This is a genomic window from Paraburkholderia sp. CNPSo 3281, assembly GCF_024206515.1.
In the GTDB taxonomy this organism is placed as follows: Bacteria; Pseudomonadota; Gammaproteobacteria; order Burkholderiales; family Burkholderiaceae; genus Paraburkholderia; species Paraburkholderia nodosa.
Genome location: NZ_JAMBPS010000058.1, coordinates 25925 through 42768, shown reverse-complemented (window position 1 = coordinate 42768; position 16844 = coordinate 25925). Strand labels below are relative to the sequence as shown.

The following is a 16844-nucleotide window of genomic DNA, read 5'->3' as shown; positions in this document are numbered from 1 at the left end:
GTCATTGGGGGCCTGGGTGATACCTGGAGTGCCTGGAGTGTAGTCGGCGGCGGGGCGCCGGCCCGATGCGGCAATGGGCCGCATGCAAGCTGCCAGGCACTGCGAAGCGTCCATCGAAGTGCCAATCATACCCAGTCCGGGAAAAACCTGCATGCTACCTGCATGTTATTGTATGGGTTTCTGTCACCCGCACCACCTCTGTCATTGCGACCGCCATGAGACTGACCGACTACACCGACTATTCGTTGCGCGTGATGCTGTATCTCGCGCTGCGTCGCGACAGCCTGGCCACGATCCAGGAGATTTCGGACGCCTACGGCGTGTCGAAGAATCATCTGATGAAAGTCGTGCAGCGCCTTGGCGAGCTTGGCTGGGTCGACACTGTTCGCGGGCGCAATGGGGGCTTGCGGCTCGCGCCGGCTTCACTCGATCTGAGCGTTGGCGCAGTGGTCCGTGAGACCGAGAGCGACTTTTCGCTCGTCGGCTGCTTTCCGGACGAGCATGGCGACCGGCGTAGCTGCGTCATCGAGCCGCAGTGCCGGCTCAAGCACGCACTGGCCGCGGCGCGCGATGCGTTTCTCGCGGAACTCGACCGCCATACCATCGGCGAGCTGGCGCAGCCGGCAGACGAACTGACCGGGCTGCTTGGCCTCGCGCCGATCCAGTTCATGCCGCACGCGCAGGCGGCTCGACTCGCGCCTTCGCGCGAGCATTGAAGGGCGCGTCAGCGTCATCTTCGTTTTTTCTTCTCTTTCGTGCTGCGGCACGCTGCCTCGTGCGGCTGCCTCGCATTCTTTCCCCGTTTTGTCACGCCTCGGCAGGGCTTGCCGACGGCCGCTGCCCGTGCTCGAATCCAAAAAATCGGAAAAAATGACGCCAGAGCGCTTGAAACCGGCGTGTCCCCCCTCAAATTTGGTGACAGTCTAGAAATCTGGAGGTCTCGCATCCAATGAGAATCGACAAACTCACCACCAAGTTCCAGGAAGCCATCGCCGACGCGCAAAGCCTCGCGGTGGGCCACGATAACCAGTACATCGAACCCGTTCACCTGCTGGCTGCGCTCGTCGCGCAGCAGGACGGCTCCGCGCGCTCGCTCATGTCGCGTGCGGGCGTGCAGGTCCAGGCGCTGCAGAACACGCTGAACGACGCCATCAATCGCTTGCCGCAGGTGCGGGGCACCGACGGCAACGTGCAGATCGGCCGCGAGCTCACGGGTCTGCTCAATCAGGCCGACAAGGAAGCGCAGAAGCTCAACGACACGTATATCGCGAGCGAGATGTTCCTGCTCGCCGTTTCCGAAGACAAGGGCGAAGCGGGTCGCCTCGCGCGCCAGCACGGCTTGACGCGCAAGGCGCTCGAAGCCGCGATCGTCGCGGTGCGCGGCGGCGCGCAGGTGCACAGCCAGGACGCCGAGAGCCAGCGTGAAGCGCTCAAGAAGTACACCGTCGATCTGACCGAGCGCGCGCGCTCGGGCAAGCTCGACCCCGTGATCGGCCGCGATGACGAAATCCGCCGCTCGATCCAGATCCTGCAACGCCGCACCAAGAACAATCCGGTGCTGATCGGCGAGCCGGGCGTGGGCAAGACGGCCATCGTCGAAGGCCTCGCGCAGCGCATCGTCAACGGCGAAGTGCCCGAGACGCTCAAGGGCAAGCGTGTGCTCTCGCTCGACATGGCCGCACTGCTCGCGGGCGCGAAATATCGCGGCGAGTTCGAGGAGCGCCTGAAGGCCGTGCTCAGCGACATCGCCAAGGACGAAGGGCAGACCATCGTCTTCATCGACGAAATTCACACGATGGTCGGCGCGGGCAAGGCCGAAGGCGCGATGGACGCGGGCAACATGCTCAAGCCGGCGCTTTCGCGCGGCGAGCTGCACTGCATCGGCGCGACCACGCTCGACGAATATCGCAAGTACATCGAAAAGGACGCCGCGCTCGAACGCCGCTTCCAGAAGGTGCTCGTCGATGAACCGTCGGTCGAGGCGACCATCGCGATCCTGCGCGGCCTGAAGGAGAAGTACGAGCTGCACCACGGCGTGGAAATCACCGACCCGGCGATCGTCGCGGCGGCGGAGCTGTCGCATCGCTACATCACCGACCGTTTCCTGCCGGACAAGGCCATCGACCTGATCGACGAAGCGGCTTCGAAGATCAAGATGGAAATCGATTCGAAGCCCGAAGCAATGGACAAGCTCGATCGCCGCTTGATCCAGCTGAAGATCGAGCGCGAGGCCGTCAAGAAGGAGAAGGACGAAGCGTCGCAAAAGCGTCTGCAGTTGATCGAGGAAGAGATCGACCGGCTGAGCCTCGAATATAAGGACCTCGAAGAAATCTGGACCACCGAGAAAGCCGCAGTGCAGGGCGGCGCGCAGATCAAGGAAGAGATCGACCGCGTGCGCGCGGACATCAATCGCTTCCAGCGCGAAGGCAAGCTCGAGAAGGTTGCGGAACTCCAGTACGGCAAGTTGCCGGAACTCGAAGCGCAGCTCAAGCAGGTGACGCTAGCCGAGGCGAACGAGCAGAACAACCCCACACGTTTGCGCTTGCTGCGCACGCTCGTGGGCGCCGAAGAAATCGCGGAAGTCGTGTCGCGTTCGACCGGCATTCCCGTTTCGCGCATGATGCAGGGCGAGCGCGAAAAGCTGCTGCAGATCGAAGATAAGCTGCATGAGCGCGTGGTGGGCCAGGACGAGGCCATTACCGCTGTTGCCGACGCGATTCGCCGCTCGCGTGCCGGTCTCTCGGACCCGAACCGGCCGTATGGCTCGTTCCTGTTCCTCGGGCCGACGGGTGTGGGCAAGACCGAGCTGTGCAAGGCGCTGGCGGGCTTCCTGTTCGATTCGGAAGATCATCTCATCCGCATCGACATGAGCGAGTTCATGGAGAAGCACAGCGTGGCGCGTTTGATCGGCGCGCCGCCGGGATACGTGGGCTATGAAGAGGGCGGCTATCTGACCGAGGCCGTGCGTCGCAAGCCGTATAGCGTGATCCTGCTCGACGAAGTCGAAAAGGCGCACCCGGACGTGTTCAACGTGCTGCTGCAGGTGCTCGACGACGGCCGCATGACCGATGGCCAGGGCCGCACCGTCGACTTCAAGAACACCGTGATCGTGATGACGTCGAACCTCGGTTCGCACCTCATTCAGGCGATGGCGGGCGAGCCGCAGGAAGCGGTGAAGGACGCCGTGTGGAACGAAGTGAAGCAGCAGTTCCGCCCCGAGTTCCTGAACCGGATCGACGAGGTCGTGGTGTTCCATGCGCTTGATCGCTCGAATATCGAGTCGATTGCGAAGATCCAGCTGCAGCGTCTGCGCGAGCGTCTGGAGAAGCTCGAGATGGAACTCATGGTGTCGGACGAGGCGCTGGGCCAGATCGCCGAGGTCGGTTACGACCCGCTGTTCGGTGCACGGCCGCTCAAGCGCGCGATTCAGCAGGAGATCGAGAACCCGGTCGCCAAGCTGATCCTCGCGGGCAAGTTCGGACCGAAGGATGTGATTCCGGTCGGCGTGCACGACGGCAAGTTCGTGTTCGAGCGCGTGGTGCACTAAGGCGAGCAGCGAGCCTCGGATGAGACACGTGCCGGCAGGCGCGCGCTAAGCCGAAACGAAAAGGGCAGCGGAGTGATCCGATGCCCTTTTTTCATTCCCGCAACGAAGCGCTTATGCCTGCTTGTTGCCGCCGCCGAGCAGCGACGCAAGTCCGCCAAGCGTGCCGAGCACACTCTCGGTGTTGATCTGTCCGCCTTGCGGCACTTCGCCAGTCGGCGTGCCTGCGTTGACCACGTGCGGCAGCACCTGGGCGAGCAGCCCGCTCACCTGGTCGGGCTGCATGCCGACCTTCTGGGCGAGACCCGAGACGACGTCCGAGCCGAGCACGTTGTGCAGTTGATCCGCCGAAACAGGCTGGTTCTCGCCGTTGCCGACCCACGACTGCACGATGTCGCCGAGGCCGCCTTGCTGGAACTTCTCGATAAGGCCGTTCAGCCCGCCGGGCTGGTTGTTGACGAACTCCATCGCCGCGGCGAGGAGCTGGGCCTGGCCGCCGCCTTGCTGTTGCGACTGCGAACCGAGCAGGGAACCGAGGGTATCTAGCAGACTCATGACGATCTCTCTGAGTGATGGCCGCGTCGGAAGACGCGACCGGTAAGTCGGACGGCGCACGCGAAGGCGGCGCCGCGTTTTCGAGGTCCGGTGCCCGGCTTGCGCGCGCCGGACGATGGCGGCAATCAGGCGCCGGAAGCGGCCGAGGCGGGAGCCGCCTTGTCCTTCTTCGACTTCCTGGGCTTTTTCGCCTTCGTATCGGATGCCGTGGCCGGCGCAGCCGCTGCGGAGCCCGCTTCGGGCGCGCTTGCAGCCGCGGCTGCCTTGTCCTTCTTGCTCTTGTGCTTCGACTTGCCCGCGGCCGTCTCCGACGCGGCTTGCGCGGTGGTCGCGGCCGCCGGCGTCTGCGCCGTCATCGGATTGGCCGTGGTCGCAGCGGGCGCGGCGCTCGTGGCAGCGGCGTTCTTGCCGCTCTTCGCGCTAGCCGCCTTGCCCGCCGGCGGCGCCGAGGAGCCGTTGATCGTGAGCCCCGCCGCCTCGAGGTTCTGCACCGACTTCGGGCCAATGCCCTTGACGCGGCTCGCAAGGTCGTCGGCGTCCTTGAACGGGCCGTTCTTCGTGCGTTCGTCGATGATCGCCTTGGCGTGGACGGGGCCGATGCCCTTGACCGATTCGAGCGCGGTTTCGTCGGCGGTGTTCACTTCCACGGCTGCGGCGAGCACGGCGGACAGCGACAGGCCGATGGCGAGGAACAGCATCAGCAGCTTCTTGAGCATGGCAATCACTCCATTGAGGGCATTTCAGTTAGCCGGGAACGGACGACGCATCCAGCGGAGGGGGCTGCGGTACAAGAATAGGCCAGATGGCGTATCCGTGGATCGCGAGCGCTCGATTTATACCGGTCGATGTGTGGCAAGTAAATCGCGCCGCACAATATTTAATACTTCTGTGCAATCTGGCGACGCGAAACGCGCGGCTGTCGGCGCAATCCGGCTCAAGCGCGATGCGGCCCGACGATGCCGAGCTTTGCAATGCGCCGGTAGAGCGTCGCGCGCGAGACGCCTAGCGCCTGCGCGGCGGCGTTCGGACGCCAGCGGTGCGCCGTGAGCGCGGCGACGATGCGTGCGCGCTCATCTTCGTCGCAGAGTGGCGACGTTGGCGGGATGCCGGCTGGGGAGCCGGACGCGGCAGGCGGTGCGAGTTGCGGCAGGCTCGCCGCGAGGTCGGCGCTCAGGTGCCGCGCTTCGACCCGCACGGTGTCGCATACGGCGCATGCGTAGCGCATCGCATTGCGCAGCTGCCGCAGGTTGCCGGGCCACGCAAACGCCGCGAGCCGCTGCGCGAGCGTGGCGTCGAGCGCGAGCGGGCGGCCTGCGGCTTGCGCTTCTTCCGCGAATACCATGTCGATGAGCATCGCGATGTCGCGCCGCTCGCGCAGCGGCGGCAACGTGAGTACCGCACCGCTCAAGCGATAGTAGAGATCGTCGCGGAATGCTCCCGCGCTGGCCATTTGCGCGAGGTCCCGGTGCGTTGCGCAGACCACGTCGATGTCGACGCGCACCGGCGTTTCGCTCCCAAGCGGCAGGACTTCGCCCTCGGCCAGCACGCGCAAAAGGCGGGTCTGCAGCGCGAGCGGCATGTCGCCGATCTCGTCGAGAAAGAGCGTGCCGCCGTCGGCCATTGCGAGCTTGCCGCGCGCGCCGTGGCGGCGCGCGCCCGTGAATGCGCCCGGCGCATAGCCGAACAGTTCGCTCTCGATCAGCGACTCGGGCAGCGCCCCGCAATTCACCGCGATGAATGGGCGATTGCGTCGCGCGCTGGCGTCGTGAATGGCGCGCGCGAACACTTCCTTGCCGGCGCCGGTTTCGCCGAGCAGCAGGATCGGCAGGCGCTTGCCCGCCACACGCTGCGCGATGCGCGCGTTCTCGGCCACTCGCGCGTCGGCGCTGCGCAGGAAGGGGCCGAGCGCGCTGCGATCGTATTCGTGCGCGTCGGCGGCGTCGCGCCGCAGCGGCATGGCGCCAGGCGCCGCGCGGCCGCCGCTGTGGCCGCTCCGTACGCTGTGTCCGCAGTAACCGTTCGCCCCGAGCGGCGCGCGAATGCGCGCATACAGCATCGCGCCGTTCGCACGCAGGCGCAGCGCCGCGATGGTTTCGATGCGCCCGATGTCACGCAACTGCACGTGCGACGAATCGAAGATCTCGTCGATATGACGCGGGCCGTCCAGGCACGGCATGCATTCGCGCGCGCGCCGGTTCGCGGCGACCACGTTGCCGTTCTCGTCGAAGGCGATCAGCAGTTCGGGCTGCGCTTCCACGTAATTGCGATTCTGGTGACCGAAGAGTATCCAGCACGACGCGAGGCGATGCAGGAAATAGCCGTCTTCAATCAGCGTGGCGCTCTGGCGCACGAGCTGGTTCACGATGCGCTGGCTCTCGCGATTGTCGGGCGACTGCACGGCCGACGCATCGAGTACGCCGATCAGCTCGCCGCCCGGCGCGAAGATCGGCGCGGCGCTGCACGTGAGCGTGGTGAACGCGGCGCGGAAATGGTCGGTCTTGTGCACCGTGATGGGCGCGAGATCGGTGAGCACGTTCGCGATGCCGCAGGTGCCTTCCTCGCTCTCGGACCAGCACGAGCCGATATAGAGCCCCGCGTGCTTGAAGTCGTTGCGGCGCTCGCGGTCGAGGCGGTAGTCGATGGTCACGCCGTGCGCGTCGGTCAGCATCACGCAGTAATCGGCTTCGCGCACCATATCGTGCAGCCGCGTGAGGCATTGGCCCGAGGCGCGCAGAAAGGACTCCTCGCGATCGCGGATCTCGCGCAGCTCAGCGGCGCTCAGCACGCGCGGGCCGATCACGGAGCCGGGGTCGAGCTGATAGCGCTCGAACGAGCGCTGCCATGACGAGACGAGGCGCGGCGAATCGGACGGCGCGGGCAGCCGGCCTTCTACGGCGCCACGCACGCGCTCGGCGTGCCGGGTAGACGCAAGGGCGTAGGGCATGAGCGGTTCCAGACGGTGGCTCGCGGTGAGCGTCGGGGTAACGTCGGGTTACGTCGGACCGGAAAGCGTTCGGCGGGAGTCTTTTGTAGCACATCCTTTGCGCGCGATCACACCGCAGCGCAGCATGCGAGCCGCTGAGACGAACGTCTCAGCGGCTCGTGTCTCGCATTTCGGTGCGGCGGATGGGAGCGTTCAGTCGCTGCTCAGGCAGGCCACGCGGGGCTGTGCGCGTTTTCCTTCACGCGGACGGTTGATGGTGCGACCGGTGCGTCGCTCATGCGAGACGACGGCTGAGATGCCGCGCGCGACGCAGATCGTGCCGGCGCCACGGCGTGCATTTGCCGCACAACCCCGCCACGCGGCCTTCCGCGCGGACGCGACGCGTCGTCGACGTCATTGGCATGACGCTTGCAGAGTCTGCTGGCAAAAGCGGCGCACGGCAATTTACGGTGCGACGCCGACCGGAGACAAGACCCGTGACGACGCCCGTGACCGTAGGCGTGATCGCGAACCCCGCATCGGGTCGCGACATCCGCCGTCTCACTTCGCATGCATCCGTCTTTCCCACGGCCGAGAAGGCGAATATGGTTGTGCGCCTGCTCGCGGGCCTGGGCGCGCTGGGCGTGGCGCGCGTGCTGACGTTGCGCGACAACACCGGCGTGGCCGCGCTGCTCCTGCGCGCGATCGAGACGCACGCGGCGATTGCTGCGCACGAGCTCTGGCCCGAGGTCATGTTCGTCGATCTGCCGGTGAGCGAAAGCGTTGCCGATACGCACGCCGGCGTCGGTCACATGGTGCGTGAGGAGGTCGCGCTGATCGCGGTGCTGGGCGGCGACGGCACCCATCGCGCCGTTGCGGCGCATTGCGGCGCGACGCCGCTGCTCGCGCTCTCTACCGGCACCAACAACGCCTTTCCCGAACTGCGCGAGGCCACCGTGGCGGGCCTCGCGGGCGCGCTCGTCGCGACCGGCGCGGTGCCGGCCGAGTCGGCGCTCTCGCGCAACAAGCGGCTCGTCGCGCGCTGCGTAGAAGGGCCGTCGCGCGGGCGCGAGGAAATCGCGCTGGTCGACATTTGTGTGGCGCGTCAGCCGTTCATCGGTGCGCGTGCGATTTCTGAAAGTTCGGATATCGAATCACTTTATCTGACCTTTGCGCCCCCCGATGGTATCGGTCTCTCGTCGATCGGCGGGGCGTGGGCGCCGGTCGGGCGCGACGCGGCACACGGCCTGCATATGACGTTCGCTCAGGCGGGCGCGCCTGAGGGCAGCGGCGCGGGCGTGCCGTTGCTCGCGCCGATCGCGCCGGGCCGGGTCGAGCGTCTGACGATGCGCACCTGCCAGCGCCTCGAAGTCGGCGTGGCGCTGCCGCTCGAAGCGGACCACGGCACGCTCGCGTTCGACGGCGAGCGTGAGATCGAACCGGCGCGCGGCGACCGCTATGAAGTGACGCTCGACTGGCACGGTCCGCTGACAGTCGATGTCGCGCGCACGCTGCGTTACGCGGCGTCGCATCAGTTGTTGCGCGAGGCCGCCGCGCGCGCGTAGCGATCTGGCTTGCTTCCTCCACGCTTAACCGAAACAAGGAGACATTGGCATGGACACACCCCTGAAAGGCCAGGTCGCGATCGTGACCGGCGGCGCGCGCGGCATCGGCCGCGGCATTGCGCTCACGCTCGCGCAGGCCGGCGCGGACGTGCTGCTCGCGGATCTGCTCGAAGAACCCCTTGCAGCGACTACGGAAGAGATACGGGCGTTAGGCAGACGCGCCTCCTTTGCCAAGGTCGACGTCACCCAGGCCGTCCAGCTCGAAGGGATGGTCTCGCAGGCGCTCTCGGAATTCGGTGGCCTCGATATTCTCGTAAACTGCGCCGGCGTGATTTCCATTAGTCCGGTATCCGAATTAACGGAGCGGGACTGGGACTTTGTAATGGGCGTCAACGCGAAAGGCGTCTTCCTCGGCTGCAAGGCCGCATTGCCACATTTCCGTACGCAAAAGCGCGGGCGGATCATCAACGTTGCCTCGATCGCGGGCAAGGAAGGGTTCCCGAATCTCGCGCACTACAGCGCCTCTAAATTCGCGGTGGTCGGCTTCACCAACGCGCTCGCCAAGGAAGTCGCGCGCGAGGGCATCACCGTGAATGCGATTTGCCCTGGCATCGTGCGCACTTATATGTGGGACCGGCTCTCCGACGAATGGAAGACAGAAGGCGAGAGCGTCGAGGAGTCCTGGCAGCGCCATCAACTCACGCTGATCCCGCAGGGCCGCGCGCAAACGCCTGAAGACATGGGGCGGCTCGCCCTGTTCTTCGCGACGATGGACAACGTCACGGGCCAGTCGGTGAACGTCGACGGCGGTTTCACTTTTCATTAGGAGCAGGGCATTTCCCGCAGCAGGCTAATCGAGAGCGGTACAGCGTCTTACACCCAGGAGACAACCATGTCAGTTCAGTTGAACAAGGAGCAGTTGCTCACCGCGTATCGCTCGATGCGCACGATCCGCGAGTTCGAGGAACGGCTGCACGTCGAGTTCGCGACCGGCGAGATTCCGGGTTTCGTGCACCTGTACGCGGGCGAGGAGGCCTCCGCGGTCGGCACGATGAGCCATCTGAGCGATGCCGACTACGTCGCCACCACGCACCGCGGCCACGGCCACTGCATCGCCAAGGGCGTGGACGTGCGCGAGATGATGGCCGAGATCTATGGCCGGGCCACGGGTTCGTGCCGTGGCAAGGGCGGCTCGATGCATATCGCCGACCTGTCGAAAGGCATGCTGGGCGCGAACGGCATCGTGGGCGCGGGTGGTCCGCTTACGTGCGGGGCCGCGCTCGCCGCCAAACAGAAGAAGACGGGCGGCGTGGGCGTGTGCTTCTTCGGTGACGGCGCGTCGAACCAGGGGGTGATCTTCGAGTCGATGAATCTCGCCTCCGTGTGGCGCTTGCCGGTAATCTTCGTCGCGGAAAACAACGGCTACGCCGAGGCGACGTCGTCCACATGGTCGGTCGCGGCCGACAACATCGCCGATCGCGCGAACGGCTTCGGCATGCCGGGCGTGATCGTCGACGGCTTCGACTTTTTCGCCGTGCACGAGGCGCTGGGCGAAGCCATTGCACGCGCACGCAGCGGCGGCGGCCCGACGCTCGTGGAAATGAAACTATCGCGCTATTTCGGCCACTTCGAAGGCGACGCGCAAACCTACCGCGCCCCTGGTGAGGTGCAGAAGTTGCGCGAAGAAAAGGACTGTCTGAAGCGCTTCGAGGAGCGCGTGGTGCGCGCCGAACTCGCGAGCAGCGACGATTTGCGCAAGGTGGACGCCGAAGTGATGCAGCTGATCGACGATGCCGTGACGCAGGCCAAGGCCGCGCCGCTGCCGCCGGCCGAGGCGCTGCTCACGGACGTGTACGTGTCGTATCCTTAAGCGCTGCGCACTCAGGTCATCAGGATTCCAGATCAAGGAGACGGAAATGGCACGGAAAATCACCTATTCGCAGGCCATCAACGAAGCGCTTGCCCAGGAGATGGGCCGCGACGAGAGCGTGATCGTGATGGGCGAGGACAACGCGGGCGGCGCGGGCGCGCCTGGCGAGCAGGACGCGTGGGGCGGCGTGCTCGGCGTGACGAAGGGCCTTTACGGCAAGTTCCCCGGGCGCGTGCTCGATACGCCGCTCTCGGAAGGCGGCTTTATCGGCACGGCAGTGGGCGCCGCGGCGTGCGGCATGCGGCCGGTCGCGGAACTGATGTTCATCGATTTCATGGGCGTGTGCTTCGACCAGATCTTCAACCAGGCGGCGAAGTTCCGCTACATGTTCGGCGGCAAGGCGGTCACGCCGGTCGTGATTCGCACCATGTATGGCGCAGGCTTGCGCGCGGCCGCGCAGCACTCGCAGATGCTCACCTCGCTCTTCACGCATATTCCGGGGCTGAAGGTCGTGTGCCCGGCCACGCCCTATGACGCCAAGGGCCTCATGATCGAGGCGATTCGCGACAACGACCCTGTGATCTTCTGCGAGCACAAGCTGCTCTACACGATGGAAGGCGACGTTCCGGAGGAATCCTATTCGATTCCGTTCGGCGAGGCCAACATCGTGCGCGATGGCGACGACGTCACGATCGTCACGTATGGACGCATGGTGCACTACGCGCTCGATGCGGCGCAGAAGCTCGCGAAAGACGGCATCGAGGCGGATGTGGTCGACCTGCGCACGACCTCGCCGCTCGACGAGGAAACGATCCTCGAAAGCGCGCGCCGCACGGGCCGGGTCGTGGTCGTGGACGAAGCCAATCCGCGCTGTTCGATCGCGACCGATATTGCTGCACTCGTTGGCCAGAAGGCGTTCAGGGAACTGAAGGCCCCCGTCGGCATGGTCACCGCACCGCATACGCCGGTGCCGTTCGCGGCATCGCTCGAAGACCTCTACATCCCGTCGGCGGAGAAGATCGCCGAAGCCGCACGCGCAGCAAGGAGCTGAAGTCATGCCGATTCACATGATCACGATGCCCAAATGGGGCCTGTCGATGGAGCAGGGCCAGGTGAACGGCTGGCTCAAGTCGCCCGGCGACAAGGTCACCAAGGGCGATGAGTTGCTCGACGTGGAGTCCGACAAGATCGCGTCGGGCGTCGAGTGCGCGTTCGAGGGCGTGTTGCGGCGGCAGATCGCGCAGGAGGGCGACACGCTGCCGGTGGGCGCGCTGTTGGGCGTGGTCGCCGATGCCGAAGCGGCCGACGCGGATATCGATGCCGCGGTGGCCGAGTTTCAGCGCGACTTCGTGCCTGCGCAGGCAGGCGACGCCGACGCGGGACCGCAGCCGGAAAAGTCGCAGATTGGCGGCCGGACCGTGCGCTACCTGAAGCAGGGCGAAGGCGAGCGCGTGCCTGTCGTACTGATCCACGGCTTCGGCGGCGATCTCAACAACTGGCTCTTCAACCACACCGATCTCGCGGCAGAGCGCACCGTCTGGGCGCTCGATCTGCCGGGTCACGGCGAGTCGGGCAAGGCGCTCGAGAGCGGCAGCCTCGACGAGCTTGCGCAAAGCGTGATCGCGTTCCTCGACGCGCAGAAGATCGACCGTGCGCATCTCGTCGGGCACTCGCTGGGCGGCGCGGTGGCCATGGCGGTGGCCGAACAGGCGCCCGGGCGCGTGGCTTCCCTTGCGCTGATCTCGAGTGCGGGGCTTGGCAGCGAGATCGATGGGGCGTATATCGAGGGCTTCGTCGCGGCGGGCAATCGCAATGCGCTCAAGCCGCACGTGACGAAGCTGTTCGCCGATCCCGCGCTGGTCACGCGCCAGCTCGTCGAGGACCTCGTGAAGTACAAGCGGCTCGAAGGCGTGCAGGCTGCGCTCGGCAAGATTGCGGGGCAGGCGTTCGACGGCGGCGCGCAGCGGCGCGTGTTCCGCGAGCGTGTAGCATCACTCGCGCCGCGTGCGCTCGTGATCTGGGGCGAGGCTGACCAGATCATTCCGGCGCGCCATGCGCAGGGGTTGCCGTCGCAGGTGCGCGTGGAGGTGATTGCGGGCAAGGGGCACATGGTGCAGATGGAGGCGGCGCAGGAGGTCAATCGCCTGCTCAAGGCCTTTTTCGACGAAGGAGCCTGAGCATGGAGGTCGCCACGTCTCGAACGCCCCGTTCGTCGAGTACGGCGCTGGGTCAGGAGGGCCTGCGCAGCCGCGAGAAGCTTGCGCGGATTCCGGTGAAGATCGTGCCGCCTGCCGGCGCCGACGCGGTCTTGCCGAAGCCGCCCTGGCTGCGCGCGCGTCCGCTCATGAGCGAAACCGTAGCGGGCGTGGCGGCCGTATTGCGCGAGCATCGGCTTCATTCGGTATGCGAAGAAGCGATGTGCCCGAACATCGGTGAATGTTTTGCGCAGCGCACCGCGACCTTCATGATCATGGGCGGGCTTTGCACGCGGCGCTGTCCGTTCTGCGATGTCGCTCATGGGCGACCCGCAGCGCTCGACGAGGACGAGCCCGCGCACCTTGCGGCAGCGGTCGCGGCGCTGGGCTTGCGTCACGTCGTCATCACCTCGGTCGATCGCGACGACTTGCGCGACGGCGGCGCGACGCACTTCGCGCGTTGCATCGCGCAGGTACGCGAGCGCGTGCCGGGGATCGGCGTCGAGGTACTGACGCCCGATTTTCGCGGCCGTATCGCGCGCGCGCTCGAGGCGCTTTCGCACGCGTGGCCCGACGTGTTCAATCACAACATCGAGACCGTGCCCTCGCTGTATCGCGCGGCGCGGCCGGGCGCGGACTATCGCGGCTCGCTCGACCTGCTTGCGCGCGCGAAAGCGGCCAACGGTGCGCTCGTCACGAAGTCGGGGCTGATGGTGGGTCTGGGCGAAACCGATGAGGAGTTGCTCGCGACGATGCGCGACTTGCGCGCGCATCGCGTAGAAGTGCTGACGATCGGGCAGTATCTCGCGCCGTCGCGCTTTCATCTGCCGGTGAAGCGCTACATGCATCCCGACGCGTTCGCCGCGTTGCGCACGGCGGGGCTGGCAATAGGATTTAGCGAGGTCGTGGCCGGGCCGCTGGTCCGCTCGTCGTATCACGCGGCGCAGACCGTGGAGGCGGCGCGGCAGGCCGATGCGGGGTGATCTGTGTTTGCAACTAACCGCCTAGCATCTCCGTTGCCAACGGGCTAGGCACTTTCCCGCGCAAACCGCGTGCTCACCCGTGAGAGATAAAACAGGAGTCCTGCACCGGCAATCAGGAGGCTCGCCATGTTGGCGAGCCAGAACCCGCGCGCGCCCGTCGCCCAGGCGGGCATCGTGCCGGTCACGTCGAAGCCGAGCGCGAAGCCGCCGCCCAGCCCCACGCCCCAGAGCGCGAGCGCATAGATGATGGTCGGCACGACCGCGACCTTGTAGGCGCGCAGCGCGAAGGCGGTGGTGATCTGCAGGGCGTCGAACACGTGATAGCAGGTGACGATGGCGACGAGCGGCATGGCCGCGACCGCCACGGCAGGGTCCGGCGTATAGCCGCCGATGATGAGCGGCCGCAGCACGAACACGATCGCGCCGTAGCAGCAGGCAATCGCCACGGCCGTCGCCACGCCGTGCCGCGCGAGCGTGCGCGCTTCGGCCGGGCGATTGCCGCCCAGCGCCTGGGCGACGAGCGTCGAGGTCGCCACGCCGATCGAAAGCGGCGTCATGTAGAGCACGGCACCGATGTTGCCGGCGATCTGATGTCCGGCGAGCGTGGTCGTGCCCATGCGTGCGATGAAGATCGCCATGAACGTGTACGACGTCACTTCGATGAGGTACGAAAGCCCCATCGGAATGCCGAGCTTGAGCAGTTCGGCCTGGCGTTTCCACTCGGGCCAGCAGAAGTGCCTGAAGATTTCGAACGGCGCGAACACGTCCACTCGCGTGAGCGCGACGGCCGCGCACAAGGCGAGCGTCCAGTTGATCGAGGTGCTCGCGAGCGCGCAGCCCGGGCCGCCGAGCGCCGGTACGCCGAGGCCGCCGAAGATGAGCCACGTGTTGAGCGGCACCTTGAGCACGAGCGCGCCGACCTGCAGGAACATCACGAGGCGCGGGCGCCCCACGGCATTGGCGAGCGAGCTGTAGATGCGAAAGGCCAGCGCCGCGGGCAGCCCGAACGAGAGCAGCTGCAGATAGCCGACGGTGCGCTCGCGCAGCGCCTCGGGCGCGTGCGCGAGGTCGAGCAGCGGGCCGGGAAAGTAGAGGATCGCGAAGCCGATCACCATCAGCACGAGCGCGAGCCAGAACGCCTGGCGCACTTCGAGGCCGATTTCCGTGTCCTTGCGCGCGCCATAGAGCTGCGCCGCAACGGGCTGCAGCGCGCTGAGAATGCCCGTGAGGGCGATATACACCGAAATGTAGATCGACGAACCCAGTCCGAGCGCCGCGAGATCGAGCGCCGAGTAGCGGCCGACCATCGCAGTGTCGATCACGCCGAACGCGATGATCGCGAGCTGCCCGACCAGCACCGGCCACGCGAGCGCGGCGATGCGCCGGACGTCGCCCGCGAAAGTCGTCGTCACCGGGGCCTCAGTCCGGACGCTTGCGCCAGACATGTTTCTTGAGCGGCGGCGTCGGACGGTCGATGCGCACGTACAGGCGGAAGCGCTCGTCGCGGTCGGCGGCGCGGCGGCCTTCCCACACGAGCTTCCATACGTAGTCCGGCATCGAACTCGGCTCGCCGTAGTCCTGTGTGTCCTGGCGCAGGATCACGTCGCAGTCCTCGTTGAACGCGAAGTGCATCCTGCCGAAGTACGCGAAGGTGGCTATCTGCGCGTCGCCGAGGCGGACGGGCGAGATGCACTGATAGTCGGCGGGCAGGTGCGCGGCGATCTGCTCGGCCACGTCCTTGTAGGTCCGGCTGTAGTTGACGACCGGCAGCCACAGCGTCATGAGCAGCACCCACATGAGCGTGGTGCCGCCGCTCGAGAGTACGACGCTGCGCCACAGCACCTTCGGATGGCGCGCCACGCGCCAGCGCACGAGCACCATCCAGCATACGGTGACGGCCACCGCGCACACGAACGAAAGAATCTTGAACTGCGGTACGAAACCGGGCGCGAGGCGCGCGAGGTTGCGCGCGAGCGGCGCCGGGAAACCGGTCATGCCCGCGAGCCACACGAGCCACACGAAGGTGCTGAGAATCGTGAAACTCAGCACCGCGAACCAGTCGATCGCGTTGATCGCGCCGCGCTTGAGCGTAGGCAGCGCGAAGGTCGCGAGCACCGCCAGCGCGGGCAGCACGAGCATGAAGAGCCGGTTCGATGCGTGGCTCTGCACGACCACGAGGATGAGCAGCGGCACGATCACCGACAGCGGAATCGCGATGTGCGGCTTGCGGCGCAGTCCGGCCCAGCTCACGAAGGCCCAGATCGCGAGGGGCCACGCGGGCCAGGTGAAGAGCGGCAGGTTCTTGGCGGCGTAGCGCAGCATGTAACCAGGCGGGCCGGCGAAAGCGTTGACGTTGGTGTGCGCCCACTGATTGAGGAACCAGACGGCGTCATCGGGATACAGGTGCAGCGCCAGCAGCGGCCATGAGGCCGAGACCACGAGCGCCACGGGCAGGCCCGCCACGAGCAGCCAGCGCGAGCGCGTTTCGGGGGCGATGGCGAGCATGGCGAGCGTGCCGATGAGGAGCGCGCCTACGAGCACGGGGCCGCTCGACAGCATCACGATGCCGAGCGCGAGGCCCCACCAGAGGGCGCCCTGGACCGGCTTGTCGATGGCGCGCACGACGCCGTACAGCAGCATGGCGATGCCCACGAACTGCATGAGCTGTGGCGTGGTTTCGTGGCCGCGCTCGGCGAGGCCGAAGCAGCCCAGCAGAACGAGCAGGGCGCCGTCGCCGAGGGTGCGGCCGTAGTCGCGCGGCTCGGGCTCGCCGCCGAATGCGTACTTGAACGGCTGCACTTCGGGGCGGCGGCCGAGCAGATACGCGCTGTACCAGACGAACGCGCATGCGAGACAGAACAGCACGCCCGTGGCGATGCGCGACGCGTTGCTGGCGTCGACCCACGGCGCGAAGAGACGGATGCAGGCGGCGCCCAGCCAGTAGCCGAGCGGACCGTTTTCGGTCACGTACTTGCCGACGAGATTGGGCAGCAGCCAGTCGTGCGAGGTGCCGCCCGCCATCGTCCACATCACCCCGAAGCCAGCCGCATCCTCGTTTTTCCACGGGTCGCGGCCAAAGAGGCCGAACGCCGCGAAGACGATACAGATGGTCAGCAACAGCCAGCGCGGCAGGGCGCTGGTGGCGGAGGCGGTCAGTCGAATGGCTGGCTTCATGCAGTACGAAGGGAGACGGATAAACCGGGCGTGTT

At 66.4% G+C, this 16844-nt stretch carries 13 protein-coding genes; 8 read left to right on the top strand and 5 right to left on the bottom strand.

The window, feature by feature from the left end; genetic code table 11:
• Positions 1-215 precede the first annotated feature (215 nt).
• The gene (locus M3I56_RS34130) at positions 216-716 is read left to right on the top strand and encodes an Rrf2 family transcriptional regulator (RefSeq protein WP_254357748.1); all 501 of its coding nucleotides are present in this window, start codon (positions 216-218) and stop codon (positions 714-716) included.
• A 233-nt stretch (positions 717-949) separates the two neighbouring features.
• The gene (gene clpB, locus M3I56_RS34125; protein ID WP_254357747.1) at positions 950-3547 is read left to right on the top strand and encodes an ATP-dependent chaperone ClpB; all 2598 of its coding nucleotides are present in this window, start codon (positions 950-952) and stop codon (positions 3545-3547) included.
• A 111-nt stretch (positions 3548-3658) separates the two neighbouring features.
• On the opposite strand, the gene M3I56_RS34120 is transcribed toward clpB, so the two are convergent.
• The 3 genes from M3I56_RS34120 to M3I56_RS34110 form a co-directional block, all read right to left on the bottom strand.
• A complete protein-coding gene (locus tag M3I56_RS34120; protein ID WP_069267517.1) occupies positions 3659-4099 on the bottom strand; it encodes a YidB family protein in 441 nt (146 codons plus the stop codon).
• 125 nt (positions 4100-4224) lie between these two features.
• Complete coding sequence (locus M3I56_RS34115; protein ID WP_254357746.1) at positions 4225-4815, bottom strand: helix-hairpin-helix domain-containing protein; 591 nt, start codon at positions 4813-4815, stop codon at positions 4225-4227.
• 218 nt (positions 4816-5033) lie between these two features.
• Positions 5034-7043 (bottom strand): sigma-54-dependent Fis family transcriptional regulator, encoded by a 2010-nt coding sequence (locus tag M3I56_RS34110; protein ID WP_254357745.1) that lies wholly within the window; start codon positions 7041-7043, stop codon positions 5034-5036.
• A 476-nt stretch (positions 7044-7519) separates the two neighbouring features.
• Here M3I56_RS34110 and M3I56_RS34105 point away from each other — a divergent pair, with 476 nt between their 5' ends.
• From M3I56_RS34105 to lipA, 6 genes are all read left to right on the top strand, one after another.
• A complete protein-coding gene (locus M3I56_RS34105; RefSeq protein WP_254357744.1) occupies positions 7520-8587 on the top strand; it encodes an NAD(+)/NADH kinase in 1068 nt (355 codons plus the stop codon).
• A gap of 49 nt (positions 8588-8636) precedes the next feature.
• Positions 8637-9413, top strand: a complete 777-nt coding sequence (locus M3I56_RS34100) for an SDR family NAD(P)-dependent oxidoreductase (protein WP_254357743.1) — start codon at positions 8637-8639, stop codon at positions 9411-9413.
• Between the two features lie 66 nt (positions 9414-9479).
• A complete protein-coding gene (locus M3I56_RS34095; RefSeq protein WP_254357742.1) occupies positions 9480-10457 on the top strand; it encodes a thiamine pyrophosphate-dependent dehydrogenase E1 component subunit alpha in 978 nt (325 codons plus the stop codon).
• A gap of 46 nt (positions 10458-10503) precedes the next feature.
• Complete coding sequence (locus M3I56_RS34090) at positions 10504-11508, top strand: alpha-ketoacid dehydrogenase subunit beta (RefSeq protein WP_254357740.1); 1005 nt, start codon at positions 10504-10506, stop codon at positions 11506-11508.
• A 4-nt stretch (positions 11509-11512) separates the two neighbouring features.
• Positions 11513-12634, top strand: a complete 1122-nt coding sequence (locus M3I56_RS34085; protein WP_254357739.1) for an acetoin dehydrogenase dihydrolipoyllysine-residue acetyltransferase subunit — start codon at positions 11513-11515, stop codon at positions 12632-12634.
• 2 nt (positions 12635-12636) lie between these two features.
• Positions 12637-13635 (top strand): lipoyl synthase, encoded by a 999-nt coding sequence (gene lipA, locus M3I56_RS34080; RefSeq protein ID WP_254357738.1) that lies wholly within the window; start codon positions 12637-12639, stop codon positions 13633-13635.
• A 44-nt stretch (positions 13636-13679) separates the two neighbouring features.
• On the opposite strand, the gene M3I56_RS34075 is transcribed toward lipA, so the two are convergent.
• Positions 13680-15047, bottom strand: a complete 1368-nt coding sequence (locus M3I56_RS34075; RefSeq protein ID WP_254357735.1) for an MATE family efflux transporter — start codon at positions 15045-15047, stop codon at positions 13680-13682.
• Between the two features lie 7 nt (positions 15048-15054).
• A complete protein-coding gene (locus M3I56_RS34070) occupies positions 15055-16809 on the bottom strand; it encodes a glycosyltransferase family 39 protein (RefSeq protein WP_254357734.1) in 1755 nt (584 codons plus the stop codon).
• Between the last annotated feature and the right edge of the window lie 35 nt (positions 16810-16844).

Excerpts from the sequence above, each read along its gene's own strand:
- clpB (WP_254357747.1), top strand. The coding sequence starts at position 950 with ATGAGAATCGACAAACTCACCACCAAGTTCCAGGAAGCCATCGCCGAC.
- M3I56_RS34095 (WP_254357742.1), top strand. The coding sequence starts at position 9,480 with ATGTCAGTTCAGTTGAACAAGGAGCAGTTGCTCACCGCGTATCGCTCG.
- M3I56_RS34130 (WP_254357748.1), top strand. The coding sequence starts at position 216 with ATGAGACTGACCGACTACACCGACTATTCGTTGCGCGTGATGCTGTAT.
- lipA (WP_254357738.1), top strand. The coding sequence starts at position 12,637 with ATGGAGGTCGCCACGTCTCGAACGCCCCGTTCGTCGAGTACGGCGCTG.
- M3I56_RS34110 (WP_254357745.1), bottom strand. The coding sequence starts at position 7,043 with ATGCCCTACGCCCTTGCGTCTACCCGGCACGCCGAGCGCGTGCGTGGC.
- M3I56_RS34115 (WP_254357746.1), bottom strand. The coding sequence starts at position 4,815 with ATGCTCAAGAAGCTGCTGATGCTGTTCCTCGCCATCGGCCTGTCGCTG.
- M3I56_RS34120 (WP_069267517.1), bottom strand. The coding sequence starts at position 4,099 with ATGAGTCTGCTAGATACCCTCGGTTCCCTGCTCGGTTCGCAGTCGCAA.
- M3I56_RS34100 (WP_254357743.1), top strand. The coding sequence starts at position 8,637 with ATGGACACACCCCTGAAAGGCCAGGTCGCGATCGTGACCGGCGGCGCG.
- M3I56_RS34070 (WP_254357734.1), bottom strand. The coding sequence starts at position 16,809 with ATGAAGCCAGCCATTCGACTGACCGCCTCCGCCACCAGCGCCCTGCCG.
- M3I56_RS34090 (WP_254357740.1), top strand. The coding sequence starts at position 10,504 with ATGGCACGGAAAATCACCTATTCGCAGGCCATCAACGAAGCGCTTGCC.
- M3I56_RS34085 (WP_254357739.1), top strand. The coding sequence starts at position 11,513 with ATGCCGATTCACATGATCACGATGCCCAAATGGGGCCTGTCGATGGAG.